This window comes from Sphingomonas sp. P2_B6 (assembly GCF_056404755.1).
Genome location: NZ_JBFUDK010000007.1, coordinates 152,303 through 176,408, shown reverse-complemented (window position 1 = coordinate 176,408; position 24,106 = coordinate 152,303). Strand labels below are relative to the sequence as shown.

Annotated in this window: 22 protein-coding genes; 4 read left to right on the top strand and 18 right to left on the bottom strand. The window is 66.5% G+C overall.

What is annotated here, in order from left to right; genetic code table 11:
• Nucleotides 1-55: 55 nt before the first annotated feature.
• The 16 genes from AC1DX5_RS12395 to AC1DX5_RS12320 form a co-directional block, all read right to left on the bottom strand.
• On the bottom strand, nucleotides 56-289 hold the full coding sequence (locus tag AC1DX5_RS12395; protein WP_478015711.1) for a hypothetical protein: 234 nt from the start codon (nucleotides 287-289) through the stop codon (nucleotides 56-58).
• Nucleotides 282-1,277 (bottom strand): PhoH family protein, encoded by a 996-nt coding sequence (locus AC1DX5_RS12390; RefSeq protein WP_465172384.1) that lies wholly within the window; start codon nucleotides 1,275-1,277, stop codon nucleotides 282-284. The genes AC1DX5_RS12395 and AC1DX5_RS12390 overlap by 8 nt, the downstream gene beginning before the upstream one ends.
• A gap of 312 nt (nucleotides 1,278-1,589) precedes the next feature.
• On the bottom strand, nucleotides 1,590-2,912 hold the full coding sequence (gene miaB, locus AC1DX5_RS12385) for a tRNA (N6-isopentenyl adenosine(37)-C2)-methylthiotransferase MiaB (RefSeq protein WP_478015709.1): 1,323 nt from the start codon (nucleotides 2,910-2,912) through the stop codon (nucleotides 1,590-1,592).
• 97 nt (nucleotides 2,913-3,009) lie between these two features.
• Nucleotides 3,010-3,903: a lysophospholipid acyltransferase family protein gene (locus AC1DX5_RS12380; protein WP_465176062.1), complete on the bottom strand. Its 894-nt coding sequence runs from the start codon at nucleotides 3,901-3,903 to the stop codon at nucleotides 3,010-3,012.
• 3 nt (nucleotides 3,904-3,906) lie between these two features.
• Complete coding sequence (locus AC1DX5_RS12375) at nucleotides 3,907-4,329, bottom strand: Fur family transcriptional regulator (RefSeq protein ID WP_372853105.1); 423 nt, start codon at nucleotides 4,327-4,329, stop codon at nucleotides 3,907-3,909.
• 115 nt (nucleotides 4,330-4,444) lie between these two features.
• Entirely contained in the window at nucleotides 4,445-4,864 is a 420-nt protein-coding gene (locus tag AC1DX5_RS12370) for a Ros/MucR family transcriptional regulator (RefSeq protein WP_465172388.1), read from the bottom strand.
• 108 nt (nucleotides 4,865-4,972) lie between these two features.
• Nucleotides 4,973-5,449 carry a GNAT family N-acetyltransferase gene (locus tag AC1DX5_RS12365; protein WP_465172389.1) on the bottom strand — a complete coding sequence of 159 codons (477 nt, stop codon included), beginning with the start codon at nucleotides 5,447-5,449 and terminating at the stop codon, nucleotides 4,973-4,975.
• Nucleotides 5,446-6,093 (bottom strand): tRNA (adenosine(37)-N6)-threonylcarbamoyltransferase complex dimerization subunit type 1 TsaB, encoded by a 648-nt coding sequence (gene tsaB / locus AC1DX5_RS12360; RefSeq protein ID WP_478015707.1) that lies wholly within the window; start codon nucleotides 6,091-6,093, stop codon nucleotides 5,446-5,448. The genes AC1DX5_RS12365 and tsaB overlap by 4 nt, the downstream gene beginning before the upstream one ends.
• Nucleotides 6,086-6,682 (bottom strand): malonic semialdehyde reductase, encoded by a 597-nt coding sequence (locus tag AC1DX5_RS12355; RefSeq protein ID WP_478015705.1) that lies wholly within the window; start codon nucleotides 6,680-6,682, stop codon nucleotides 6,086-6,088. The genes tsaB and AC1DX5_RS12355 overlap by 8 nt, the downstream gene beginning before the upstream one ends.
• Before the next feature lie 27 nt (nucleotides 6,683-6,709).
• Nucleotides 6,710-7,285, bottom strand: a complete 576-nt coding sequence (locus AC1DX5_RS12350) for a NifU family protein (protein WP_465173885.1) — start codon at nucleotides 7,283-7,285, stop codon at nucleotides 6,710-6,712.
• 94 nt (nucleotides 7,286-7,379) lie between these two features.
• The gene (locus tag AC1DX5_RS12345; protein WP_465172392.1) at nucleotides 7,380-8,609 is read right to left on the bottom strand and encodes a DUF1501 domain-containing protein; all 1,230 of its coding nucleotides are present in this window, start codon (nucleotides 8,607-8,609) and stop codon (nucleotides 7,380-7,382) included.
• A 15-nt stretch (nucleotides 8,610-8,624) separates the two neighbouring features.
• On the bottom strand, nucleotides 8,625-10,169 hold the full coding sequence (locus tag AC1DX5_RS12340) for a DUF1800 domain-containing protein (protein WP_478015703.1): 1,545 nt from the start codon (nucleotides 10,167-10,169) through the stop codon (nucleotides 8,625-8,627).
• Between the two features lie 164 nt (nucleotides 10,170-10,333).
• Nucleotides 10,334-11,176 carry a phytanoyl-CoA dioxygenase family protein gene (locus AC1DX5_RS12335; RefSeq protein ID WP_478015702.1) on the bottom strand — a complete coding sequence of 281 codons (843 nt, stop codon included), beginning with the start codon at nucleotides 11,174-11,176 and terminating at the stop codon, nucleotides 10,334-10,336.
• Nucleotides 11,173-12,027 carry a phytanoyl-CoA dioxygenase family protein gene (locus AC1DX5_RS12330; protein ID WP_478015700.1) on the bottom strand — a complete coding sequence of 285 codons (855 nt, stop codon included), beginning with the start codon at nucleotides 12,025-12,027 and terminating at the stop codon, nucleotides 11,173-11,175. The genes AC1DX5_RS12335 and AC1DX5_RS12330 overlap by 4 nt, the downstream gene beginning before the upstream one ends.
• Complete coding sequence (locus AC1DX5_RS12325; protein WP_478015698.1) at nucleotides 12,024-12,644, bottom strand: 7-cyano-7-deazaguanine synthase; 621 nt, start codon at nucleotides 12,642-12,644, stop codon at nucleotides 12,024-12,026. The genes AC1DX5_RS12330 and AC1DX5_RS12325 overlap by 4 nt, the downstream gene beginning before the upstream one ends.
• Nucleotides 12,641-14,569, bottom strand: coding sequence for a RiPP maturation radical SAM C-methyltransferase (locus AC1DX5_RS12320; protein WP_478015696.1), 1,929 nt, complete (start codon nucleotides 14,567-14,569; stop codon nucleotides 12,641-12,643). The genes AC1DX5_RS12325 and AC1DX5_RS12320 overlap by 4 nt, the downstream gene beginning before the upstream one ends.
• Before the next feature lie 86 nt (nucleotides 14,570-14,655).
• Here AC1DX5_RS12320 and AC1DX5_RS12315 point away from each other — a divergent pair, with 86 nt between their 5' ends.
• From AC1DX5_RS12315 to AC1DX5_RS12305, 3 genes are all read left to right on the top strand, one after another.
• Nucleotides 14,656-14,976, top strand: coding sequence for a hypothetical protein (locus tag AC1DX5_RS12315; RefSeq protein WP_465172398.1), 321 nt, complete (start codon nucleotides 14,656-14,658; stop codon nucleotides 14,974-14,976).
• Between the two features lie 150 nt (nucleotides 14,977-15,126).
• The gene (locus AC1DX5_RS12310) at nucleotides 15,127-15,507 is read left to right on the top strand and encodes a 6-carboxytetrahydropterin synthase (protein ID WP_465176067.1); all 381 of its coding nucleotides are present in this window, start codon (nucleotides 15,127-15,129) and stop codon (nucleotides 15,505-15,507) included.
• Between the two features lie 184 nt (nucleotides 15,508-15,691).
• Nucleotides 15,692-17,764, top strand: coding sequence for a TonB-dependent receptor plug domain-containing protein (locus tag AC1DX5_RS12305; protein WP_478015694.1), 2,073 nt, complete (start codon nucleotides 15,692-15,694; stop codon nucleotides 17,762-17,764).
• Between the two features lie 382 nt (nucleotides 17,765-18,146).
• On the opposite strand, the gene AC1DX5_RS12300 is transcribed toward AC1DX5_RS12305, so the two are convergent.
• Complete coding sequence (locus AC1DX5_RS12300; RefSeq protein WP_465172401.1) at nucleotides 18,147-19,007, bottom strand: aspartyl/asparaginyl beta-hydroxylase domain-containing protein; 861 nt, start codon at nucleotides 19,005-19,007, stop codon at nucleotides 18,147-18,149.
• A 213-nt stretch (nucleotides 19,008-19,220) separates the two neighbouring features.
• Here AC1DX5_RS12300 and AC1DX5_RS12295 point away from each other — a divergent pair, with 213 nt between their 5' ends.
• Entirely contained in the window at nucleotides 19,221-22,112 is a 2,892-nt protein-coding gene (locus tag AC1DX5_RS12295; protein ID WP_478015692.1) for a M16 family metallopeptidase, read from the top strand.
• 191 nt (nucleotides 22,113-22,303) lie between these two features.
• Here the strand turns inward: AC1DX5_RS12295 and AC1DX5_RS12290 are convergent, their stop codons facing one another.
• A complete protein-coding gene (locus AC1DX5_RS12290) occupies nucleotides 22,304-24,088 on the bottom strand; it encodes an AMP-dependent synthetase/ligase (protein WP_478015690.1) in 1,785 nt (594 codons plus the stop codon).
• Between the last annotated feature and the right edge of the window lie 18 nt (nucleotides 24,089-24,106).

The following is a 24,106-nucleotide window of genomic DNA, read 5'->3' as shown; positions in this document are numbered from 1 at the left end:
GAGCAGCCCTTCGACAAGCTCAGGGCGAACGGGAGGGAGGAGATGAACATCTCGGTCACGTATCCCGACCTTCAGATGATAATAGCGCCAACTTGATGACGGCCCTTTTGGAGGTGCCGAGCCTAGTGGCGAGTTCCGCAGCGAGGGCAATCACTTCAGCGTCGTCGATCATCCAGCCTTTGCTGGTATTCCCAAGATGCTGCTGGGTCGCCCTCAGCGATTCAAGCTTCCGCACCTGCGCCGTATTTGCGGTCAGCACACGTCGGGATAAAGCAAGCTTGTTATGCATCCACACCCTCATATGCCTCGACGATCCGCCCGACGATCGGATGCCGTACCACGTCGCCCGACCCGAACCGGCAGATCGACAGTCCTTCGACTCCCTCCAGCCGACCGACCGCGTCGTTCAGCCCCGACGCCGCCATGCCGCCGGGCAAATCGGTCTGCTTGGGATCGCCGCACACCACCATGCGGCTGTTCTCGCCGAAGCGGGTCAGGAACATCTTCATCTGCGCCGGCGTGGTGTTCTGCGCTTCGTCCAGGATGATGAAGGCATCGGCCAGCGTCCGCCCGCGCATGAAAGCGATCGGCGCGATCTCGATCTCGCCCGACAGGATGCGTCGTTCGACCTGCTCCGCCGGCAGGCAATCGTTCAAGGCGTCGTAGAGCGGGCGGAGATAGGGATCGACCTTCTCCTTCATGTCGCCCGGCAGGAAGCCGAGCTTCTCGCCCGCCTCCACCGCCGGCCGCGACAGGATCAGCCGCTGCACGCTGCCGGTGATCAGCTGCGCGACGGCCTGTGCCACCGCGATATAGGTCTTGCCGGTGCCTGCCGGTCCGAGCGCGAAGATGATGTCGTTGTTGAGCAGTTCGCGCATGTAATGCGCCTGTGCGATGGTCCGCGGCACGATCGTCTTCTTGCGCGTGCGGATCATGATCTGGGGCCCGCCGACATCTGCGCGGACGATGCCTTCGAGCGTCGGCTCGGCGGACATGGTGATCACTGCCTCGACCAGACCCTGATCGACTCGTTCGCCGCGCACGATGCGATTGTACAAGCCTTGCAACACATCCCGCGCCTCCGCGACCGACTCCGCTGTGCCTTCCAGGCCGACGCGATTGCCCCTTGCCGTGATGTACACGCCAAGCCGGCTCTCCAGCTGCAACAGGTTCTTGTCGAACTCCCCAAACAGCTGCGGCATGAGTTGGGGCTTGTCGAACACGATCTCGGCACGGCTGCGATCACCGGACTGGGCTTGGACAGGCTTGCGGCTCATGCGGTTCCTTCAGGCGGGAGGAAAGGAGGCGACTCACCCGAACGGACCGCGCGGTGCGGTGTTCCGGGGGAGGGGCGAGTCAGCTGCATCCGCCCGCGAGTTTGGCAGAGCGCACGCGCGGTGCACAGAGGAAAACGGGCAACACTGCCGATCTTTCGGCAACGAAGCTCTCCCCTCCCTGCAGGGGAGGGGCCGGGGGTGGGTGGCGAGCGCAGCGAGCTCTCCGAACGTTCCGACAGAAGCGACGATCGGGGCATCGAGCCCCGCTCGCCGCTGACCCACCCCAGCCCTCCCTTGTAGGGAGGGAGTAAGTCATGCCTCGACCTGCACCCGCTCGACACCCGACACCGAATTCGGCCAAGCCGCCTCGATCTCCACCTCGACCATATCCCCGATCGCCCCACCAGACACGAGGTGCACCGATTGCAGCCACGGGCTCTTGCCGATCAGCTGGCCCGGCAGCTTGCCCTTGCGTTCCAGCAATATCTCGCAGGCCCGGCCGACGGTCGCCTTGTTGAACGCCTCCTGGTCGCGGTTGATCGCTGCCTGGAGCCGCTGCAGCCGTTCGTCCATCACCTCGGCCGGAATCTGCTCGCCCATGTCGGCTGCGGGCGTGCCGGGGCGGGGGCTGTATTTGAAGCTGAACGCCTGGGCATAGCCGACGGCGTCCACCAGGCTCAGCGTCTCCGCGAAATCCGCCTCGGTCTCTCCCGGAAAGCCGACGATGAAGTCGCCCGACAGCGCGATGTCAGGCCGTGCCGCGCGGACCCGGTCGAGGATGCGCAGATAGGAATCGCGGCTGTGGCTGCGGTTCATCGCCTTGAGGATGCGGTCGCTGCCCGCCTGCACCGGCAGATGCAGGAACGGCATCAGCTTCGCCACGTCGCGGTGCGCGTCGATCAGGCCCTGAGTCATGTCGTTGGGATGGCTGGTGGTGTAGCGGATGCGCGCCAGCCCCTCGATCCGGTCGAGTTCGCGCGCCAGCGCGTCCAGCCCGCCGGTGCGGCCGGCCGCGTCCTCGCCTTCCCATGCATTCACATTCTGCCCCAGCAGCGTGATCTCGCGCGCGCCGGCATCGACCAGCGCCTTCGCCTCGTCGACGATCGCGGCCCAGGGCCGGCTTACCTCCGCGCCGCGGGTATAGGGCACCACGCAATAGGTGCAGAATTTGTCGCACCCTTCCTGCACCGTCAGGAACGCCGATGGCGGCACGCGGCGGCGGGCGGGCAAATGGCCGAACTTGGTCTCGACCGGCATGTCGGTGTCGAGCGCGGCTTCGCCCCGCGCGGCCTTCGCCACCAGTTCGGGCAGGTTGTGATAGGCCTGCGGGCCGACCACCACGTCCACCTTCGCCCGGCGCACGATCTCCGCGCCTTCGGCCTGCGCGACGCAGCCCGCGACGGCGATCATCGGCGTCCGGCCGTGCTTCCGCAGGCGGCCGATGTCGGAATAGACCTTCTCGGTCGCCCTTTCCCGGATATGGCAGGTATTGAGCACGATCAGGTCGGCGGCATTGGCATCGTCGGTCGCGGTCATCCCGTCGGCGGCCATGAGCTCGCTCATCCGGTCGCCGTCATACATGTTCATCTGGCAGCCGAACGACTTGACGTGGAAGGTCTTGGGGGAGGGTTTCATGATGCGGCGCCTATAGGCCGAGGCAGGCGGTGCCGCAAATCCTCCCCGGAACCGGGGGGGGACCGCGCTCGCGCGGTGGAGGGGGCTTCCGCGCCTGCTATGCCAGCGGCTCGCCCCCTCCACCATCTGCCGGAAGGGGAGGAGCCGGCGCCTCATAGCGCACCGCGTCGACCGCGTAAGCGAACGGCCGAAGCGGATGGCCCAGCGACGCCATCAGCGCTTCCTCGATCCGCCGCCGGCTCTCCGCCGCGATCGCCTTGCGCCCGGGAAAGTCGCGTGGATGGAACGGCTCCAGGAAATGCACCTTCATCCGGAAGGAGCCCCGCCTGGACAACAGGCGCTTGGCATTGTCGATACCGGCCTCGAGGCCGATCCACCCGACTTCCTCGCCCACCGCGCCGTAATCGAGCAATACCGGCTGGACGAGCACGCCCGGCGGAGGCGGTTCGAGCACCCGCAGCATCGGCGTCTTGAACGGCAGCAGCGACTTGCCGTCGGTCGTCGTCCCTTCCGGAAACACCGTGACCGACCAATTGTCGGACAGCGCATCGCGCAGCTGGTTGATCTGCTCGGCCACGCCCATGCGGTTTTCGCGCTTCACATAGACGGTGCGGTTGAGCGTCGAGAGCCAGCCCACCACCGGTGCCTCGCGGATCTCTTCCTTGGCGACGAAGGCAGTGCCGCTCTGCCCGGCGATCGCCAGGATATCGATCCAGCTCAGATGGTTGGAGATATAGAAGACGTCGCGCTTGAGCGGCACGCCGACCCGCTCGACCCGCGCCCCGGAGATGCGGCCGGCCCAGGCGAGGAAGATCCGCGGCCAGGGCGATCCGATGCGGAGCAGGCGCCACAGATAATGGAGCGGCACGGTGACCAGCAGCCCGAGGATCAGCCCCGCGGCGCGCAGGGCGATCCGGGTCCAGCCCAGCGCGTCGATCGGGGTGGGTCTGCCTGCCGCTGCCTCGGCACGCCTCAGGTCGGCGCTGGACAAGGATCAGGACTTGCGGTCGAGAGCGACGCCGTACAGTTCCATGCGATGGTCGACGAGGCGGAACCCCAGTCGTTCGGCGATCGCCTTTTGCAGCTGCTCAAGCTCGGGATCGACGAACTCGATCACCTTGCCGGTCTCGACGTCGATCAGGTGATCGTGATGCGATTCAGGGGCAGGCTCGTAGCGCGAACGGCCATCGCCGAAATCATGACGGTCGAGGATGCCGGCTTCCTCGAACAGGCGCACCGTGCGGTAGACGGTCGCGATCGAGATGCCGGGGTCGATCGCCGACGCGCGGGCATAGACCTTTTCGACATCGGGATGGTCCTCGGCTTCGGACAATACCCGCGCGATGACGCGGCGCTGGTCGGTAATCCGCAGGCCCTTTTCATTGCACAGGGCTTCGAGATCTATCTTGCGTGCCATGGCCCGCATGTAGTCTCTTTGGGCTTATTGATAAAGGGCGACCGACTCGCAATAAGCCGAAGCCCCCCTTCCCGTCGGGGGGAAGGGTCGGGGGACTCCTGAAGCTGATGGCCGGTCAGCGCGTCGTCTTGCGGCGCTTCGTGCCCAGGCCGATCTTCTTCGCCAGGGTGCGGCGCTGTTCGGCATAGTTGGGGGCGACCATCGGATAGTCGGCCGGCAGGTTCCACTTGGCGCGGTACTGTTCGGGCGTCATCTGATAATGCGTCATCAGGTGGCGCTTCAACATCTTGAGTTTCTTGCCGTCCTCAAGGCAGACGATAAAGTCCGGCTTGATCGAGGAACGCACCGAAACCGCAGGTTCCTGCTTCACTTCCGGCACCGGCGCAGCGCCGCCAAGGCCTGCGAGCGCACCATGTACGTTGGCGATCAGCACCGGCAGGTCCGAAACGGCCACGCTATTGTTGCTGACATGTGCTGCGACAATATCCGCGGTCAGCGTTATCAAGGTTTCCTGCAGTTCGCTCTGCGTATCCATTATATTCCTTTCGACCCATTATTCGCTTGCATTGAATTCGCAACCGTGGCGCGCGCTATCCTACTTTGGATCGCCACGTGCAAGTAACAATTGCGAATTGAACCGTTTTCAGGGAAGGTTGCGACGATAGGTATAGGCGTGAAATGCCTGACCCGAGGTACCCCGATAATAGTTACGGCGCTCGCCAACCTTAACGAAACCTGTACCGCGATACAGCTTGATCGCGTCATTGCCCTCACGGACTTCCAGATGGAGAGTAACGGCGCCGGAACCTATGGCATCGGCAATGACGGAACGCAGTAAAGCGGCGGCCACGCCGCGGCGTCGCATCGCCGGAGCGGTCGCGAGCAGCAGCAATTCGGCCTCGTCGGCGACGATCCGCGACAAGGCGAAGCCGGCCGGCGTGCCATCGACCGCCGCGATGGTCAGCCACACGCCCGGCATGGCGAGGATGCCGAGGCACTGGTTGCGGGTCCATGCCTCCCCAAACCGCGGATCGAACGCGTCCTGCATGATCTGATCGACCGGGGTGAGATCGGCGACGCTGCCGGAACGCAATTCGATCATGTTCAGGGTCGTGCTCATGGCGCCGGCGCGAGCGGCTTCGCGTCAGGCGCCCGGCCGTAGATCGGGCGGGGCGGCAGGGTGGCAAGGGGCGCCGGCAGCAGCACCGCATCGGCGGCGCGCGGCAGTGCCTCGGTCAACGGCAGGCGGTCGTCCAGCGCCTTGAGGAAACGGACCCCATTGCCGATCGCCGGTCGCTCGCCGAGCGCCACGAGCGCCACCTCCGGCTTGAGCGAGGCGAGCGCGGAAAGGGGGGCGAGCTGGACGTCGAAAGCCTGCATGAAGACCTCGCCATGCCCGCCTTCCAGCACGACGGCAAGGCTCGACCAGCCCGGATTCTGCGCGAAACCGGCCGCGGCGACCAGCGGCAGCGAGGAATAGCCGAACGCTTCGGCGCCCCAGCCCAGCGCCAGTCCGCGCGCCGCGGCGATGCCGACGCGCACGCCGGTGAAACTGCCCGGGCCGCAATCGACCAGGATACGCGGGGCCCGGCCGCCGCCGGGCAGTTCGGCGATCATCGGCACCAGCCGCTCGGCATGGCCGCGCCCGACCACTTCATGTCGCGCCTCGATCACCACGCCCGCCTCGATCCCACCTTCGATCAATGCGACCGAGCAGGCGGCGGTGGCCGTTTCGATGACGAGGATCCGGCTCGTCTCAGGCAATGATGTTGAACCGCTCGAACTCGGGCCGCGGCAGCCGATCGAAGATCGTTGCGGGGTCGCCATGCCCCAAGGTCGAGATGAAGTTGGACCGCACCGCCGGTGTGTCGGCGAAGAACGCCGCATCGACCTTGCCATTGTCGAAGCCCGACATCGGCCCGGTATCGAGCCCCAGCGCGCGGGCCGCGATGATGAAATAGGCACCCTGCAAGGTCGAGTTGCGCAGCGCCGAGACCTCGCGCAGCTCGCTATTGCCGTCGAACCAGCTCTTCGCGGTCTGGTTGTGCGGGAACAGCTCGGGCAGATTCTCGTGGAAATTGGTATCCATGCCCAGGATCACCGTCACCGGCGCGGCGAGGATCTTCGGGGCGTTCTGCGCGCTGGCGCAGGTGGCGAGCTTCGCCTTGGCCCCGTCGCTCACGCACCACACGAGCCGCGCGGGCAGCTGATTGGCCGAGGTCGGGCCCCATTTCATCAGGTCCCAGATCGCCCGCAGCTCGGCTTCGCCGACTGGCTCGTCGGTATAGCCGTTATAGGTACGCGCGGCACGAAAGATCGTGTCGAGCGCCGCGTCGGACAGCTTCTCGCTCATGCAGAATTCCTCGAAAAGAAAAGGCGATCAGATCGCCCGGACTTCGGTGACCTCGGGAACGTAATATTTGAGCAGCTGCTCGATCCCGTTCTTCAGGGTCGCGCTCGACGAGGGGCAGCCCGAACAGGCGCCCTGCATCTGCAGATAGACCTTGCCCTTGTCGAAGCCGCGATAGACGATGTCCCCGCCATCATTCGCCACCGCCGGGCGGATGCGCGTTTCGATCAGGTCCTTGATCTGAATGACGATGTCCGCGTCTTCCGGATCCTCGGCGAACATCTCGTCCGCGGCGGGAACCGCGATCTCGCCGGCATTGCCGGGGCGGAACAGCGGCATGTTCGCGCTAAAATGATCGAGCAGCAGGCCGAGGACGTCCGGCTTCAGCCCTTCCCACTCCACGCCGGGCGCCGCAGTAACCGAGATGAAATCGCGCCCGAAGAACACGCCGGTCACGTCGCCCAGCCCGAACAGCGCGTTGGCCAGCGGCGAGGCCTCGGCTTCCTCCGGTGTCGCGAAGTCGCGGGTACCCGCCTCCATGACCGTGCGGCCGGGGAGGAACTTGATGGTCGCCGGGTTCGGCGTGGTCTCGGTCTCGATCAGCATGGGTCGCATGTGGGCCGACAGCGCCGCGGGATCAAGGATCGATATGGAAACCCTTGTTCTCGCAATCATCCCCGATCCATCCGGGACGGGGCGATCATACGATCCGCAGATCCACTGGCGCAGTGTCCGGGAAGATCGTCTGCAGCCGCGCGGCATCCAGCCCGTAGTGCCGCGCCAGCAATCCGCCGGTCAGCGCGCGATAATCGGTCAGCACGGGGAGGTCCCGGCCCTGGTTGAGCGTCTCCGGCGCGATTTTCACCTGCGGGCCGACGATCCGCCCGCCGGCCACCCCGCCGCCCATCACCCAATAGACGCTGCCATGGCCATGATCGGTGCCCCTGTCGCCGTTTTCGCGGAAGGTGCGGCCGAATTCGGAGACGACCAGCACGATCGTGCTCGACCACGCCTCCGGCCCGATCTCGTCGGCGAATCCGGCCAGGCCGCGCCCCAGCTCGCCGATCCGCGCCGCGAGGTAACCCTGCGCGGCACCCTGGTTCACATGGGTGTCCCACCCGCCGACATCGACAAAGGCAAGGTTGAACTGGTCGCGCATCAGTCGTCCGATCCGGCGCGCCGAAAGCTCGAAGCCCTTGGGGCTCACCGCGCCGCGATTGGCCGCCATCATCTCCTGGGCGATCGACTTGTATACGGTGTCGCGCACCCTGAACCCCTGCGCCACCGATCCGCCCAGATCGCTGGTGCCGAGACGCTGGCCCTTGTACATCGCCTCGATCAGCTGGGCCTGCCGCGGATCGATCCCGGGCCTGCCCACGCCGTTCAGCGCGATATTCGGAATCGAGCCGCCGCCGCCGCGAAAGATCAGCGGCATCTGGTCGGTAAAGGCGATCGGCCGGTTGCCCGCCGCGGCATCGGTGCCGATCACGTCCGCCAGGCGCGCCATGAAACCCGACTGATAATTGCGCGAGCCGCCGATCGGCTGGCCCAGCTCGATCGTGTCCTGAGTCTCGAAATGGCTCCGGCTCATATCGTCGGTGCCGGCAAAGGGGACGAACGCGATCTGCTTCTTGTCCCATAGCGGCAGGATCGAATCCTTCAGCGCAGGATGCAGGCTCCAGTCGGTGTCGAGCGGCAACGCCGCGTCGGGATTGGCCGGATCGGGCTTCTTCAGCGCCAGCGTCGGCCTGGCGGCCGCATAGAAATCGCTGCCGGTCGGCGCGATGATGTTCGCCGCGTCATAGGCGCCGCGCAGGAACACGACCAGCATCCGCGCGCCTGCCGCCTGCGGCGCGGCGAAGGCGCGTCCGGCCAGCACCAGCGGCGTGGCGATCGCGACGGTCTTGAGCAGGGTGCGGCGGTCGATCATGGCATTTCTCCGGCCTCAGCGGCGCATGAATTCGGGGGATGACAGGAACAGGCTGTTCCACTCGTTGGGCGACGCGGCCTGATCCAGCGCGGTCCGCGTCGGCGCGGACAGGCGATCGTGCAGACCCTTGACCTGCAACGCGTTCTGGAGGCGCGGGAATGCCGGCTGATCGGTCGCGCCGGCCACGGGAGCGTTGAACAGCCCGGCCGGGCTACCGCCGATCTGCCGGGCGATCTCGAAGCGGACGCTGAGCTGGCCGGGCCCGATCCATGCGGCGGAAGTCAGCGGATAGCCGTCCGGCGTCTCGCGCGCATACAGGCCTTCGCCCATGCGGCGGAGCCAGCCGAGGATCGGCGCGCTATTGGCGATCACCCGGTCGTCATGCACCAGGCGTACCGCCGACACCGCATAATGGATCGGGTCCTTGAACGCCGTGCCCAGCGACGCGTCGAATTCGCGCGACCGGAACAGAGTACGCAGTACCGCGGCGATATCGCCGTGGCTGCGCCGGAAGGTCGCGGCCATCCGGTCGACCAGCGCCGCGGGCGGGGCGTCGCCGACGAAAAAGATCGCCAGCCGCTCGGAGATGCGACGGGCCGTCGCGGGCGAGGCGGCGATCAGGTCGAGCGCCTGTTCCACCTCGGCGAACCCCGACCCCTTGATCTTCTGGCCCAGGAACATCTTGTCGCCGAAATCGTGACGGGCCGGATTGAATTCGAACAGCCCCTCGCGGACCAGCAGCGGCTGCTGGGCCGGCTTCAGCTTGGGCGGATCGGGCTTCAGGTCGACGCCTACGCCGGTCAGGATCCGCGCCAGTTCCTGCACATCCTTCTGGGTATAGCCCGAACCCACCCCCATCGAGTGCAGTTCCATGATCTCGCGCGCGTAATTCTCGTTGATATGGCCGGCGCTGTTCTGGCTGTTGTCGAGATAGCGCAGCATCGCCGGATGGCGCAGCGTCGCTTCCAGCAGATCGCGATACCGGCCAAGCGCGTGGACTCGGATCGCCTGGTCCTCATAATCGCCCACCATGGCGCGGATGTCGGCCTTCGCCGCCTGGACGTTGAACTGATTGAACCAGAACCAGGTCATCTGCTCGCGGAGCTGGGCCGGGGAATAGAGGTCGCGCAGGATCGATCGGGTCGCTGCCTGAGTTTCCAGGCCCTGGATGTGCTTGTTATAGGCGACGATTGCCGCCTTTTTCTGATCCGGATCGGTCAGCGCCCGCGCGGCACGGTTTTCCGCGTCGAGATTCACCACCAGCGTCGCCATCGGCGTGCCGCTGATCTCCATCGCGTCGATCTGCGCCTGAGCGGCGACGGGCAGGGGGGCGTTGGCCGGCATACGCAGTTGCGCGTCGATCAGCGCGGAAGCGCCATGCCCGTCCAGCGCCGCGATGGAAGAGGGAGACGCGCCCCAGCTTATCCGGTTGAGCAGCGCCACTTGTCGAGCCGCGCGATCGGGCGGCGCGCCCCCGCCGATCAGCAGCGCCAGCGCCGCGAGCGCGCCCGCGCGACTCAGGGATGGACACAAGGCAAGCCGGCGCAACGCCATAAACATGCAACTCGTTGTCCCGGACGGCTTTCATGGCACCGGGATGATTGCTCCAGGCTTAACGCGCGACGGGAATGGTGGATGCCCGCCGATTTTCGTCGCGTCCCGTCGCGAAATCCCTTCACCGCATCTATCCGCCAGATCAGGGATGATGGGCGTGGCGCGTTGCGTCAGGGTCTTGGCCACGCAACCGGAAAGCGTGGCCCGTCGAGCAGGTCGCCGGTTTGCAGGTTATACCATCCGCGCTCATCTTCGCGTACTTCGGGCAGGTTGAAACGCACGCCGTCGCCGGCAAAACGCAATGCCCAGGAACGGCGCGGCACCGCGCTTTCATTGCCCCCGCTGCCATGGATCGTCGCCGGGTGATGCGCGATGACGTCGCCGCAGCGGATCGGGCAGCGCACGATGCTGGCGGCGTCGGCGATCGCGATATCGCCAGCCTGCTCGCCGCGCGCCCGCCAGCCCTGATGCGACCGGTGCGAACCGGAGATGAATTCGAGCGGCGCGCCGGCATCGCTGACATCGCCGAGCGACACCCAGAGAGAGCATTTGCGGTCTCCCATCATCACGCCGCCGCCATCGTCGTCATGCCATTCGGTCGCCTCGCGGGCGCCGGCTTCCTTCACGAACAGGATATCGTCGACGAAGCGCGCGGTGGTCGATCGCATCAGTCCGGCCGCCAGCGCACCCACCGCGCCCCGCACCGCGAAGTCCCGAACTGCCGGATCTTGCCGGGCGGAATTGAAATAGACGTAGAAATGCCCACGCCGCTCCATTTCCTCCTGAAACCGCGGGGCGCCGAACAGCTCGTCGGGGGTGGTCGGCACGGCCAGCGCAATGGCCTCCTCGGTCACGTCGAGCGCTTCGGACCGGGCGAGCAGTCGCTCGCACGCGCCGACCAGCGGGGCGAGCCAGTTCGGCGACAGGACGTCGCGCAGGATGACATAGCCGTCGCGCTCGAAGGCCTGGATTTCGGCAGGCGTCACGGGGCGCAACGGAGCGAGTCCGGTCATGTCTGTGCCTCCGTCGGAACCGGCCAGGCGATGGCGAAGCGTGGGCCGGACAGCGGCGCCCCATCGGGCAGGCCGTAATAGCTGCGCGCTTCGCGCCGCGTGTCGCGCAGCAGAAAGTGGGCCTGCTCCCCGGCGTAACGGAACGACCAGGTTTCGCGCGTCGATGCGCTGCGATTGGGGCCGGCGGCATGGAGCGTGTCGAGATCGTGAACCGCGATGTCGCCGCACGCAATCGGGCAAGTCAGGATATCATGCGGCGCTCCCGCCGCGAGCGCGTCGGCGGAGAGCCCGCGGTCGCGCCAGCTACGATGCTTGTGGTGCGAGCCGCGCAGATACTGCACCGGCCCGGCTTCGAGCGGCACATCGGCCAGCGATATCCATACCGAGCAGCGTTGCGGCCCCGCGGCAACGCTGCCCCGATCATCGTCATGCCATTCGGTCGGCTCGATGGTGCCGGGTTCCTTCACGAACAGGATGTCGTCGACGAAGCGGACACGCGCCGTGCGCATCAGCGCGGCGACCAGCGCGCCGATCGCGCCGCCCAGCGCAAAGGCCAGCACCGCGGGTTCGTCGCGCGCGGTGTTGAACCGCATCCGGAAATGGCCGCGCGCGGCGAGCGTGCTGGCAAAGCTGGGCGCGCCGAACAGGGCGTCGGGTGGCGGAAGCCCGACACGTAACGTCTCGTCGGTGATGTCGAGCGCCGCGGCACCGCCGATCAGCCTGGCGCAGACGGTGCGCAACGGCGCCAGCGCGTCGGGCGACAGCACCGCGCGCAGCACGACGAAGCCGTCCCGTTCGAACTGGTCGATCTCTTCGCCAGTGGGCAGGCGCAGGGGGATGTGCGCGCTCATTCGGCGGGAAGGCCCAGCTCGGCAAAGGTCTCCTGCCGGATGCCGCAGGGCGCGCAGATCCCGCACGGGACGGGGCCGGCCATATGGCACGACCAGGTCAGCTCGAGTGGCACTCCCAAAGTCAGGGCCGCGCGCACCACCTGCGTCTTGGACAGGCCGGCCAGCGGCGTGCGCAGGTCCGGCGCGGAATCCTGTCCCAGTTTCAGCGCGGCGGCGAAGGCCGCGAAAAAGGCCGGGCGGCAGTCGGGATGGCGCCAGTCCGCCGCGGTCGCGCCGAGATAGATGCGGTCGGCGCCGCGCGCCTCGGCGACGCTCGCCGCGATCGACAGCAGGATGATGTTGCGCGCCGGCACATAATTGGTCGCGGCGGGATCCGGTCCCGCCGCGTCGCGACCGATCAGCCCGCCGCTCAGCCAACCCGCCATGTCGAGGTTCACAATCAGCGTTTCGACCCCGAGCCGCGCGGCGATGGCGGCCAGCCGGTCCAGCTCGATCTGGTTGCGCTGGCCATAATCGATCCCCAGCGCGAGGACCGGCCCGCCCGAACGCGCGGCGAGCGCGATGCACAGCGATGAATCGATCCCGCCGGAAGCGAGCACGATTGAGCCGGCGCTCATCTTCCCGGGCTCCCGGGCAATGCCAGCGCGAGCACTTGCTGACCGTCGCGCATCGCCAGCCCGGCGGCGACGAAGGAATCGACGATCTCGCACACCGCGTCGGTCGAAATGCCGCAGTGGCGCGCCAGGGCCGCGATCGTCGCCGGGGCATCGCTGCAGGCGACGTACAGGGCGGCGGCGGGATCGTCGAAGCGGAAGGAGGCAGGCGCCAGCGCGCTGCGGCGATCCTCGACATGCAGGATGCCCGGCGCCCACCAGAAGGTCAGCGTCGGCCGTTCCCCGGCCTGCCAGCGCGCATTCCACGCCTCGAGCGACCGCACGAGCGGAACATAGGCGGCGTCCGCCAGGCTGCCCTCCAGCTCGCCCGAAAAATGATAGGCGGCGCGCTCGAGATCGACCGCGGCGGGGTAGGTGTGCGCATGGCCCTGCTCCGGCACCGCGCGTCCGCCGCGCACGGGATAGAGCTCGGGGCGCTCGAAATAGGGGCTGAACCGCTCCAGCCCGATGCGCAGGAAGCCGCCCGGCGGGGCGAGGTGGACGATCCGCTTCGCCAGCTGTTGTTGCTCGGCATAATCCTGCTCCGTTTCGCCGGGAAAGCCGAACAGCAGGTTCCAGTGCGTGTCGACGCCATAATGGCGGGTCCAGCGCAGTAGATTGACGTTGGTCACCGCGCGGGTGCCCTTGCGCATCAGGTGCAGCAGATGGGAACTGAGCGACTCGATGCCGGGCTGCACCGCGCGCACCCCGGCATGGTGGAGCAGCCGGATGTCCTGCCGCGACAGATCGGCCTTCACTTCGTAGAACAGCCAGTAATCCATCGACGCTTCGGCGAGCGGCTGCATCATCGAGCGCAGATAGTCGACATTCATGATGTTGTCGGTGGCGTTGAAGGCGAGGCTGCCATGCCGTCCGGCCAGCGTCGCGAGTTCGGCGAGCACGCGGTCGGGCGATTTGGCGCGATAGGTCATGGTGCTGCCGTTCAGGCCGCAGAACCGGCACGTCACCTTTGCCCCCCACCAGCAACCGCGAGAGCTTTCGAACGGCATGTCGACACTGCGGATCGATGCCGGGGTGAGCAGCCCGAGATCGAGCGCGCGATCGAAATATTCGCCGAACTCGGGCACCGGCAGATCGTCCATGCGGTCGAGCGGTATGGCCGGCGGACCGGACGCGATGCTGTCGCCGTCGCGCCACAACAGGCCCGGGATCGCCGAGAGATCGGTGCCGTTGGCCAGCGCGCCGAGCAGCACGGGAAAGGATCGATCCGATTCGCCGCACAGCGCCAGGTCGATCTGCGGCACCGCCTCCATCCACGCCCGGCCCATCGGGCCATCGAAATTGGCGCCGCCGAACAACAGGGTGATGCCGGGATGCAGCGCCTTGAGGCGCCGCGCCAGCGCGAAGGAAGCGACATTCTGCTGGAAGGTCGAGGTGAAGGCGATGACCGAATAGCGCGCCCAGTCGGTCCCCGCGATCAGGCCGTCCAGATAGGCGGGCACCACGATGTCCCGCACATGACGCAGCTCGTCGGCTGTCATCCCCAGCAGGTCGAGCGTCTCCTGGGTAGCCGCGCCGAGATCCTCCAGCATCGTGCCGGCCGGATCGGGCGCGGCGCTGCCAAAGGCATCGCGGGAGAACAGCCAGTCGCCGACCATCGGATCACGCGTACAAGCAAGATGATGATAGCGCGGGACGCCGAGAATCTGCGCGAGATCAAGGTTGAGGTGAAGCGTGTCGACTGAAAATCCGCCGATTCTGGCGATTTCTCCCAAGAGACCGGCCTGAAGTGATGGCCGAGTCGACAGTGCAAATGGCATCACGACGAATGCCACTTTAAAGTCATAACGAAGAGTCAATGACTGATCGGAGATAAATTCGATACAGTTCAAGGAATGGTCGAATCGAACGATTTGCTTTTCATCCATACCTCAGTCATGATGAAGGCCCGGACAGAATTTTTAGGTGAGGATATTGCGGTCCTGGTACATTTTTATCATGAAGGTGGCAAGCGATGCAAAATAGTGACTCAGAACTTTACGCCGTCACCGCCAAGGACATCGAGTCCCTCGCGGAAAGACTTGACGTTCTTGCCGCAAGCATGGGCGAAGGAGAGCGTTCCGCCCTCGCGCGGGTGATCCTCAATGCCGCGACGGCAGCGAAATCCGAAAGGGATCCTATCACCGAATTCAGCGGTCCGTTGGCCAACAGCATCGCAATCGGTGCTAACTATACCAAGGACGGACAAACGGCCCCGGTCGTGCCGATCAGCATTGGGGAGCTCCGGTCGAAGGAGCGGGCGTTCTTTCGCGGCGTCACGCGCTCGCCGGGTTGATCGCATCTCATCGCTGGCGCTGCCTGGCTCTCTCCCCCGGGAGGGCCGGGCGCGTCCTCGCCTGACGGCGATGCGCGCGCACGCCGTCATGCCGGTGCGCCGCTGGTGGCGCCTTTCGCTCCAGTCGCCCAAGAGGATCGGAAGCCGCTGATGTTCGAGCTCAGCAAGCAGTTTCGCTTCGACGCTGCGCATACGCTCGACCGCGCGATCGAAACCGCCTCCAGCCGCAGGATCCATGGCCACAGCTACCGCGCCGAAGTCACCGTGCGCGGGCGGGCCGATCCGGTTACCGGCATGGTGGCCGATCTCGGCCTGCTGGAGCGCATGGTGGCCGAGGCGCGCGATGCGCTCGACCACCGGTTCCTCGACGAAATCGACGATCTCGGGCCGGCTACGATGGAAAATCTCAGCCTGTGGATATGGGGCCGGTTGTCGCCGGTCGTCACCGGTCTTTTCCGGGTAAGCATCTACCGCGACAGCAGTGGCGAAACCTGCTCCTATTGGGGGGAGGCGTTTCAGGGGGACCGCTAAGGGCCACGCCCATCCCGTGCGCAATGTCGCCGGATTCCCGACGGCGCGAGCGCCGCGAGCCCGACTCGGGGAGGAGGCAGCCGGCGCGACGCCTTTCGCCTGATGAGCGCTCGATCGTCGCCCAATCTTGCATACAGTCTGTAAATCGTGCACGCAAAGGTCGGGGCTCGGGGGAGGAACCGCATTGTCGCGTCGCTGGATCGTTGGTCTGTGCCTGTCCTTCGCCGTGCTCGACGATGCGCCGCTCCGCGCCCAGGAAGCGCCGGTTCCGGACGATGCGGCGCCGGTGACCGAGGCCACTGACGGCGGTCGCGTCACCATCTGGCCGCCGGCCTTCTTCGCTGAGTTCCAGCCGACCAATGCGCTCGACATGATCCTGCGCATCCCGGGCTTCACTTATGAACGCGGCGACACTGGCCAGCGCGGCCTTTCGGGCGCGAGTGGCAATATCCTGATCGACGGCCAGCGCCCGTCGACCAAGTCACTCGCGCTCGACGATATCCTGCGCCGCATCGCGGTCGAGGATGTGGCGCGCATCGAGGTGATCCGCGGCAGCGCGCCGGGCGTCGACATGCAGGGCCGCCCGATCGTCGCGAACGTCATCCGCAGGGCAGGGGGCACCTCCTCCGCCGCGGTCGAGCTGCTGACCAAATTCTACGGCGACCACATACCCGCGCGCGTCGCCCGGATCGAGGGATCGCGCGCCCGCGGCAACCTGTCGCTCGAAGGCGCGATCCAGTGGCGCGACGAGAAGGACCAGGGCGCGTCCGGCACCGGCCATGTGATGCGCCGTGACCGGAACGGGGCGCCGGCCAGCTTCGGCACATTCGAGGCGGCATGGGATCGCCGGCTGCTCGCCGGCAACGGCGCGGCGGAATATCGCACCGGCCCGAACTTCTTCCGTCTGAGCCTCAGCGGCGAACTCAGCCATGAGGACCGGCGGGACATTTCCAGGCTCTTCGACACGGCGGGTATCCGCTTCGACGAACGCGTCATCACGGGTTTCCAGAGCAACGAGTTCGCCGCCAGCCTCGATTACGAACGCACATTCGGCAATGCGCTCACGGTGCGCCTGCTCGCGCTCGAGAGCCGGGAGCGCGACACGAGCAGTTCGACCTCGACCGGTCTGTCGCCCATCCAGGTTTCGACCGAAGATGCGCTCGCCGGCGAATCCATCGTCCGCGGCGCCGCTACCTGGCTCCCGGCCGAAACTCTCACCCTGGACGGCAGCGTCGAGCGCGCGTTCAATTTCCTCGATGCGGAGAACACGCTCGAACGCGGCGGGGTGCCGATCATCCTTCCCTCGGCCGATGTCCGGGTCGAGGAGCGCCGCATCCAGGCGCAGATGTCGGCGCGGTGGCAGGCCTGGGCGGAAGGCACGCTCGAGGCGAACCTTGCCTATGAAAGCTCGACCATCGCGCAGCAGGGCGATGCCGACAGCTCGCTCACCCTGCGCTACTGGAAGCCCCGGCTGAACGCGACGATTGCGCCGTTCAAGGACTGGGAAGTGCGGCTGCGCGCCGAACGCACCGTCAGCCAGCTCGATTTCGAGGATTATGCCAGCACCGCCTCGCTCGACACCGGTACCGTCAATGCCGGCAATCCGGATCTGGTGCCGGAACAGGCCTGGGTGTTCGAGGCCGCGATCGAGCGTCATTTCTGGTCACGCGGCGCGCTGACTCTCACCGCCAGCCACGCCGCGATAAGCAATGCCATCGATCTGGTCCCGATTGACGGCCGCTTCGACGCGCCCGGCAATATCGGCAGCGGTACAAGGCAGGAAGCCAAGGCGTCCCTCACCCTCCCGCTCGACCGGCTCGGCGCGCCCGGCACCCTGATCCGCTTCAACGGCGCGCTGCGCTGGTCGCGCGTCACCGATCCGGTGACCCTGGCGACGCGCCGCATCTCCAACCAGCGCCCGACCGGCGGCGACGTCTCGCTGATCAAGGAACTGCCCGCGCTCAAATCGGTGTTCACCGCCGATGTCTTCTTCGGCTGGAAGGAACGCTCCTACCGCATGAACGAGATACGCACCGAGAGCTCGTCGAACGATCCGCTCGCCAAGATCTATTGGGACTGGACGCCGCGCCCGGGCACCTCGCTGCGCCTCCAGGTCGAAAACATCGCCTTCCGCCAGCGCAGCCGCGACCGCATTCGCTTCGACGGGCCGAGGAGCGCGGGGCATGTCTCCGGGTTCGAGCGGCGGACGGCGGTGCTCGACCCGTTCTTCATGATGCGGCTGCGCAGGAGTTTTTGACCGTTGGCCTGACTTCCCCGACTGCAGGACGATTCAAGTTTCCGGCGGGTCATGTCACGCACGCGCCATGAACGATCCCGCCGCCGCAAGACCCGAACCGCGCGCAAGGCTGACTCGAGCAGCGGAAATGTCAGCCCCGATCCGCCACGAACAGGGGAAAGTTTCGCCGGATATCGACGCATTTTTCCGCTGTTATGGCGTAACAGGGAAAACGGCTACCAAGCCGCTGATGCCGCACGAAAATTGTCCGGCGGAAATCCAACATAACAGCGGAAGAAAAAACGAAACTCGAAAAATCCCGGTGCAGCACGCGCAAAGGCACGGGAAAACCGCATCGTCTGACGGGCTGGTCGGGAAAAAGGCGGCGGTCGTCGCCGCTTCCTCAAACGTCGAGCTGCTTCACCGCCTCGTTCCAGCTGTGGATATTGTCCCGCGCTTCCTGCACGAAGGCGGAGCGGCGCACGATGCTCAGAAAGGCGTCGGCGATCCACTTGCCCGGGCGCCGCAGCGGCCGTTCGAACTGGATCAGCAGCACCACGCGCGTGCCGGCCGTGTCGTTCCACACCTCATGGTCATAGGTGTCGTCGAACACCAGGGTCTCGCCTTCCGCCCAGCGCACCACCCGGTCGTCCACGCGCATCCGCACATCGCCGTCGCGCGGCACGATCAGGCCGAGATGGCAGGTGATCAGCCCTTTGGTCACGCCGCGATGCGCCGGGATATGCGTGCCAGGCGCCAGGATCGAGAAGAAGGCGCTGTTGAGCCGCGGGATTTGCGCGACGATACTCGCGGTCTTCGGGCACTGTGCCAGATTGTCCTCGATCGGGTAGCTGTACCCCCAGAGGAAAAAGGACCGCCACATGTTCACCGCAGCGATCGCGCGGTGATCGGGCGAGATGGTCGCGAGGCTCGGCGAGGCGTCGCCCTGCAGCGCGACCGCGATCGCTTCCTCGCGGATCTCGCGCCAATGCGCGCGCAGCAGCGCCGTCCAGGCGAAATCGCGCACGTCGAGCACGGGCTCGTTCGAGACGAGCGAGGAGGAGGCAATCAGCCGGTCGAACAACCCGCGCAGATGCTTGCCATATTTGATGAGCAGCGGCCGGTCGCGTTCCGCTTCCAGCCTGGGCTGGGGATTGGGCACGCCCGAGATCACCGTGAGATCGGGGATGCGCGAGCCGTGCGGGGGCGTCTTGCCCGATTTGCGCCACAAAGCATTCGCGTCCGGTCCGGTTTCGACTCTCATCCGCTACCACGCCTCCGCACGTCACTGGCGACGCGCCGGCCCGGAAAAGCCTCATCTGCGTCGCGATCGAATACACCCCGCAATAATGCGGCAACCGAATCGTTATCGGCCGTGTTCGACCAAATAGTGGCGATGGCGTGGAGTTTAACGGCAGGTTCAGGTTTGCGTCAGCAACGCTGGCCGCGATCGGATTACACCGCTAGGATCGCCTTCATGTATGTAACACCGCGCGCGCTGCGCCTGTCGCTCCTCGCTTCGCTGCTGCTCGGCCTGTCCCCGACGGTCAGCGGCCAGACCGCTCCGGCACCGGTCGCCGGCTCCGGCAACATCGCGAGCCGCGAGGCGTGGCTGTACAAGGGCAGCGACATCGTGCCGGACGCCGCCTGGCGCTTCGGCACGCTGACCAACGGCTTGCGCTACGCGGTGCGCAAGAATGGCGTGCCGCCGGGCCAGGTCTCGGTGCGGGTGCGGATCGATGCCGGCTCGCTGATGGAGCAGGACAGCGAGCTCGGTTATGCTCATCTGATCGAGCATCTGTCCTTCCGCGGCTCCGAGTTCGTGCCCGATGGCGATACCAAGAAGGTGTGGCAGCGGCTCGGCGCCACCTTCGGGTCGGACAGCAACGCGCAGACCACCCCGACCCAGACGGTCTACAAGCTCGATCTGCCCAACGCGTCGGAGGCGAGCCTCGATGACGCGCTGAAGATCCTCGCCGGCATGGTCAGCAAGCCCAACATCACCCAGGCTGGCCTCGCGGCGGAGCGGCCCGCGGTTCTCGCCGAGCAGCGCGAGCAGCCGGGGCCGCAGGTCCGGCTGTCGGATGCGATGAACGCCGCGTTCTTCGCCGGCCAGCCCTTTGCCGACCGGTCGCCGATCGGCCACACCAAGACGCTCGAGGAAGCGACCCCCGAGACGGTCAGGGCGTTCCACGATCGCTGGTACCGGCCGGAACGCGCCGTGGTCGTCGTGTCGGGCGATCTCGATCCGGCGATCTTCGAACGCCTCGTCGCCAAATATTTCGGGGCGTGGCGCGGCACTGGCCCGGCGCCGGCCGAGCCCGATTTCGGCGTGCCCGATGCGAAGCAGCCGACCACCAAGGCGATCGTCGAGCCCGGCCTGCCGACCATGGCGATGATCGCGGTGCTGCGCCCTTGGAAATTCAATGCCGATACGGTGATCTTCAACCAGAACCGCCTGGTCGACATGGTCGCGCTGGCCGTGATTAACCGGCGGCTCGAGACGCGGGCAAGGGCAGGGGGCAGCTATGTCTCGGCCCGGGTCGGGCTCGACGATCCGGCGCGCTCGGCCAATGTCACCTTTGTCCAGGTCGCGCCGGTGGGCGACGATTGGGAAGCCGCGCTGAAGGATGTCCGCGCGGTGATCGCCGACGCGCAGGCCTCGCCGCCGTCCCAGGCCGAGATCGACCGCGAGCTCGCCGAGCAGGGCATCGCCTACAAGACTATGGTCGATACCGCGCGCGCCGATGCCGGCAGCAAGCTTGCCGACGACATGGTCCAGGCCGTCGACATCCGCGAGACGACCACCAGCGCGGCGGTGATCCAGAACGTGTTCCTCGATGCGCGGCGCAAGGGCATGTACTCGCCCGCGCGGATCCTCGCCTCGACGAAACGGATCTTCCAGGGCACCACGACCCGCGCGCTGGTCAGCGTGTCGAAGCCGGAAGAGGGCGCCGCGGCCAGGCTCGCCGCAGCGCTCAGCGCTGACGTGAAGGGCGTCGCCGGCATCCGCAGCACTCAGGCAGCGGTCGATTTCTCGAAGCTGCCGAAGCTTGGTCCCCCGGCCAAGGTGGTGAGCCGCAAGAAGATTTCGGAATTCGGGCTGGAGCAGGTCACCTTCTCCAACGGCGTGCGCCTGATGGTCTATTCGACCACGTCGGAGGATGACCGGGTCTATGTCCGCGTGCGGTTCGGCAAGGGCTTCAACGCGCTTCCGGCCGATCGCGAAAGCCCGGCCTGGGCCGGCGAGTTCGCGCTGATCGCGGGCGGCATCGGCAAGCTCAAGCAGGGCGATATCGACGCCATGGCCGCCGGCCGCCGCATCGGGCTCGACTTCGACGTGGACGACGATGCCTTCCAGCTGGGTGCCATGACCTCGCCGCGGGATCTGCCCGATCAGCTCAGGCTGATGGCCGCCAAGCTGGCCGCGCCGGCCTGGGACCCGAGCCCGCTCGCCCGCGCCAAGACAGCGGTGCTGGCCAATTATGCCGGCCTCGAATCCTCGCCTGACGGCGTGCTCGCGCGCGATCTCGACGGCCTGCTCCGCGGCGGCGATCCGCGCTGGGGCACGCCGACCCGCGAGGAGATCCGCAACACCACGCCCGAGGCGTTCCGCACCCTGTGGGAGCCGCTGCTCGCGACCGGGCCGATCGAGGTGCAGGTGTTCGGCGATATCGGCACGGACAAGGCGATCGACGCGGTCGCGCGGAGCATCGGCGCCCTGAAGCCCCGCGTCGACGATGCGCGGCCGGTGCCGCCGGTGCATTTCCCCGCGCACAACCAGACCCCGGTGATCCGCACCCATGACGGGCCGGAGAACCAGGCCGCGGCGGTGATCGCCTGGCCGACCGGCGGCGGAATCGAGGGCGTCGCCGAGAGCCGCCGTCTCGACGTGCTCGCCGCGATCTTTAGCGACCGGCTGTTCGATCGGCTGCGCTCGGAAGCGGGGGCGAGCTACAGCCCCAGCGTATCGAGCAGCTGGCCGATCGGCCTGCCCTCGGGCGGCCGCGTGATGGCGGTCGGCCAGGTCGCGCCGGCGAATCTGCCGCTGTTCTTCAAGCTCTCCCGCGAGATTGCGGCCGACCTCGTCGCCAATCCCGTCAGCGACGACGAGCTGCGGCGGACCATCGGCCCGATGATCGAGGTGCTCAAGCGCCAGTCGACCGGCAACCAGTTCTGGATGCTCAACCTCGAAGGCGCGACCTACGACCCCCGCCGCATCGCCGCCTTCCGCAGCGTGCTCAGCGACATCTCGACCCTGACGTCGGTCCAGCTGCAGGAGACGGCGCGCAAATATCTGCGGCCCGACACCGACTGGACGCTGGAGGTGTTGCCGAAATCGGTGGCGGGGACGGTCGCCGCCAAGTAACTTTTTCCTCCCCATCGCAGATGGGGAGGGGGACCGCCCGCTTCTTCAGCGGGTGGTGGAGGGGACTTGGAGCGCGGAGACGTGGCCTCGCTCCAAGTCCCCTCCACCATCCTTCGGATGGTCCCCCTCCCCAAGCAAGCTTGGGGAGGAACAGGTGATTTGATTCAACTCACCACGCACCCATGCCATGCCTACCCCTTGTACAGCGCGTCCAGCCGCGGCCCGTACACCTCTTTCAACACATGCCGCCGGATCTTCAGCGAGGGCGTCAGCTGCTCGTTCTCGATCGTGAAATGCTGGTCGGCCAGGATGAAGCGGCGGACGCGCTCGATCACCGAGAGGTCCTTGTTGACCCGCTCGACCGCCGCGCCGACCGCGGTGCGGTAGCTGCTATTCTCCGCCAGCCGCGCGAAATCGCATTTGTCGCCGTTCCGCGCACACCATTCCTGGGTCCATTCCGGATCGGCGACCAGCACCGCGACCATATACGGCTTGCGATCGCCATAGATCATCGCCTGGACGATCTCGGGCTGCAGGGTCAGCATGCCCTCCACCTTCTGCGGCGCGACATTGTCGCCCTTGTCGTTGACGATGATGTCCTTCTTGCGGTCGGTGATCTTGATCCGGCCCTTGTCGTCGATCAGCCCGATATCGCCGGTGTGGAGCCAGCCGTCCTTTAGCACCCGCGCCGTCTCGGCCTCGTTGCGCCAATATCCGTGCATGACCAACTCGCCGCGCACCAGGATCTCGCCGTCCTCGGCGATGCGCACCTCGGTGTTGACCAACGGCGGGCCGACCGTGTCCATGCGCAAGCCTACCGAAGGCCGGTTGCACGAGATGACCGGGGCCGATTCGGTCTGGCCATAGCCTTGCAGAAAGGTCAGCCCGAGCGACTGGAAGAAGATGCCGACTTCGGGCGTCAGCGGCGCGCCGCCCGACACCATCGCCTTGATCCGCCCGCCGAAGCGCTTCTGGATCTTCGGCTTGAGCGTCGCCTTGAGGAACAGGTTCATCGGCTGGTCGAGCAGCCCCATGCGCCCTTCATATTCCTTGGCGCCCAGGTCCTGCGCCTTGCCGAGCAGATAGCTGGAGAATTTGCCCTGCTTCTCCACCGCCTTGGAGATGCGGGTGCGCAGCACCTCGAACAGCCGCGGCACCACGACCATGATGGTGGGGCGCACTTCCTCGATGTTGGAGGCCAGCTTGTCGAGGCCCTCCGAATAATAGATCTGCGCGCCGAGCCCGATCGGAAAATGCTGCCCGCCGGTATGCTCATAGGCGTGGGACAGAGGGAGGAAGGACAGGAACACTTCGTCCTCCCAGCCGAAATCCTCCGAGATGACGGTGCAGCAGCCATTGACGTTATGCAGGATCGCGCCGTGATGCTGCATCACGCCGCGTGGCGCCCCGCCGGTGCCGCTGGTGTAGATGATGCACGCCGTGTCCTCGCGCGTCGCGTTGCTGACCATACCGGACGGATCGGTCTTGTGGTCGGCGATCAGCTTTGGCCAGCTATACACGTCGAGCGTACCCGGCTGGGTGATGCGGATATCCTCGATGCCGATGATGATCTTGGCATTGTCCGCGCGGATCGCGGCGGGCAGCAGCGTCCGGGCCAGCTTGGCGCTCGACACGATCACGGCCTTGGCGCCCGAATTCTCGATGATGTGGCTGTGATCGCGCTCGGTATTGGTGGTGTAGGTCGGGACGGTGATGCAACCGGCGGCCATGATCGCGAGGTCGCTGATGCACCATTCCGGGCGGTTCTCCGCGACCAGCATCACGCGGTCGCCAGGGGCCAGCCCGATTGCCTTCAGCCCGGCGGCCAGGCTAGCGACCTTTTCGGCGGTCTCGCGCCAACTGGTCGGCACCCAGGCGCTGCCGGCCTTGTGCCACAGGAAGGGCTTGTCGCCCTTCTCCCGCGCCCGCGCGAAGAACATCGTGACGAGGTTGGGGAAATGTTCGAGCGTTCGCATTGTCTCTCCCGGGGAGGG

Excerpts from the sequence above, each read along its gene's own strand:
- AC1DX5_RS12395 (WP_478015711.1), bottom strand. The coding sequence starts at position 289 with ATGCATAACAAGCTTGCTTTATCCCGACGTGTGCTGACCGCAAATACG.
- AC1DX5_RS12390 (WP_465172384.1), bottom strand. The coding sequence starts at position 1,277 with ATGAGCCGCAAGCCTGTCCAAGCCCAGTCCGGTGATCGCAGCCGTGCC.
- miaB (WP_478015709.1), bottom strand. The coding sequence starts at position 2,912 with ATGAAACCCTCCCCCAAGACCTTCCACGTCAAGTCGTTCGGCTGCCAG.
- AC1DX5_RS12375 (WP_372853105.1), bottom strand. The coding sequence starts at position 4,329 with ATGGCACGCAAGATAGATCTCGAAGCCCTGTGCAATGAAAAGGGCCTG.
- AC1DX5_RS12370 (WP_465172388.1), bottom strand. The coding sequence starts at position 4,864 with ATGGATACGCAGAGCGAACTGCAGGAAACCTTGATAACGCTGACCGCG.
- AC1DX5_RS12365 (WP_465172389.1), bottom strand. The coding sequence starts at position 5,449 with ATGAGCACGACCCTGAACATGATCGAATTGCGTTCCGGCAGCGTCGCC.
- AC1DX5_RS12355 (WP_478015705.1), bottom strand. The coding sequence starts at position 6,682 with ATGAGCGAGAAGCTGTCCGACGCGGCGCTCGACACGATCTTTCGTGCC.
- AC1DX5_RS12350 (WP_465173885.1), bottom strand. The coding sequence starts at position 7,285 with ATGCTGATCGAGACCGAGACCACGCCGAACCCGGCGACCATCAAGTTC.
- AC1DX5_RS12345 (WP_465172392.1), bottom strand. The coding sequence starts at position 8,609 with ATGATCGACCGCCGCACCCTGCTCAAGACCGTCGCGATCGCCACGCCG.
- AC1DX5_RS12340 (WP_478015703.1), bottom strand. The coding sequence starts at position 10,169 with ATGTTTATGGCGTTGCGCCGGCTTGCCTTGTGTCCATCCCTGAGTCGC.
- AC1DX5_RS12335 (WP_478015702.1), bottom strand. The coding sequence starts at position 11,176 with ATGACCGGACTCGCTCCGTTGCGCCCCGTGACGCCTGCCGAAATCCAG.
- AC1DX5_RS12330 (WP_478015700.1), bottom strand. The coding sequence starts at position 12,027 with ATGAGCGCGCACATCCCCCTGCGCCTGCCCACTGGCGAAGAGATCGAC.
- AC1DX5_RS12325 (WP_478015698.1), bottom strand. The coding sequence starts at position 12,644 with ATGAGCGCCGGCTCAATCGTGCTCGCTTCCGGCGGGATCGATTCATCG.
- AC1DX5_RS12320 (WP_478015696.1), bottom strand. The coding sequence starts at position 14,569 with ATGGATGAAAAGCAAATCGTTCGATTCGACCATTCCTTGAACTGTATC.
- AC1DX5_RS12315 (WP_465172398.1), top strand. The coding sequence starts at position 14,656 with ATGCAAAATAGTGACTCAGAACTTTACGCCGTCACCGCCAAGGACATC.
- AC1DX5_RS12310 (WP_465176067.1), top strand. The coding sequence starts at position 15,127 with ATGTTCGAGCTCAGCAAGCAGTTTCGCTTCGACGCTGCGCATACGCTC.
- AC1DX5_RS12300 (WP_465172401.1), bottom strand. The coding sequence starts at position 19,007 with ATGAGAGTCGAAACCGGACCGGACGCGAATGCTTTGTGGCGCAAATCG.
- AC1DX5_RS12295 (WP_478015692.1), top strand. The coding sequence starts at position 19,221 with ATGTATGTAACACCGCGCGCGCTGCGCCTGTCGCTCCTCGCTTCGCTG.
- AC1DX5_RS12290 (WP_478015690.1), bottom strand. The coding sequence starts at position 24,088 with ATGCGAACGCTCGAACATTTCCCCAACCTCGTCACGATGTTCTTCGCG.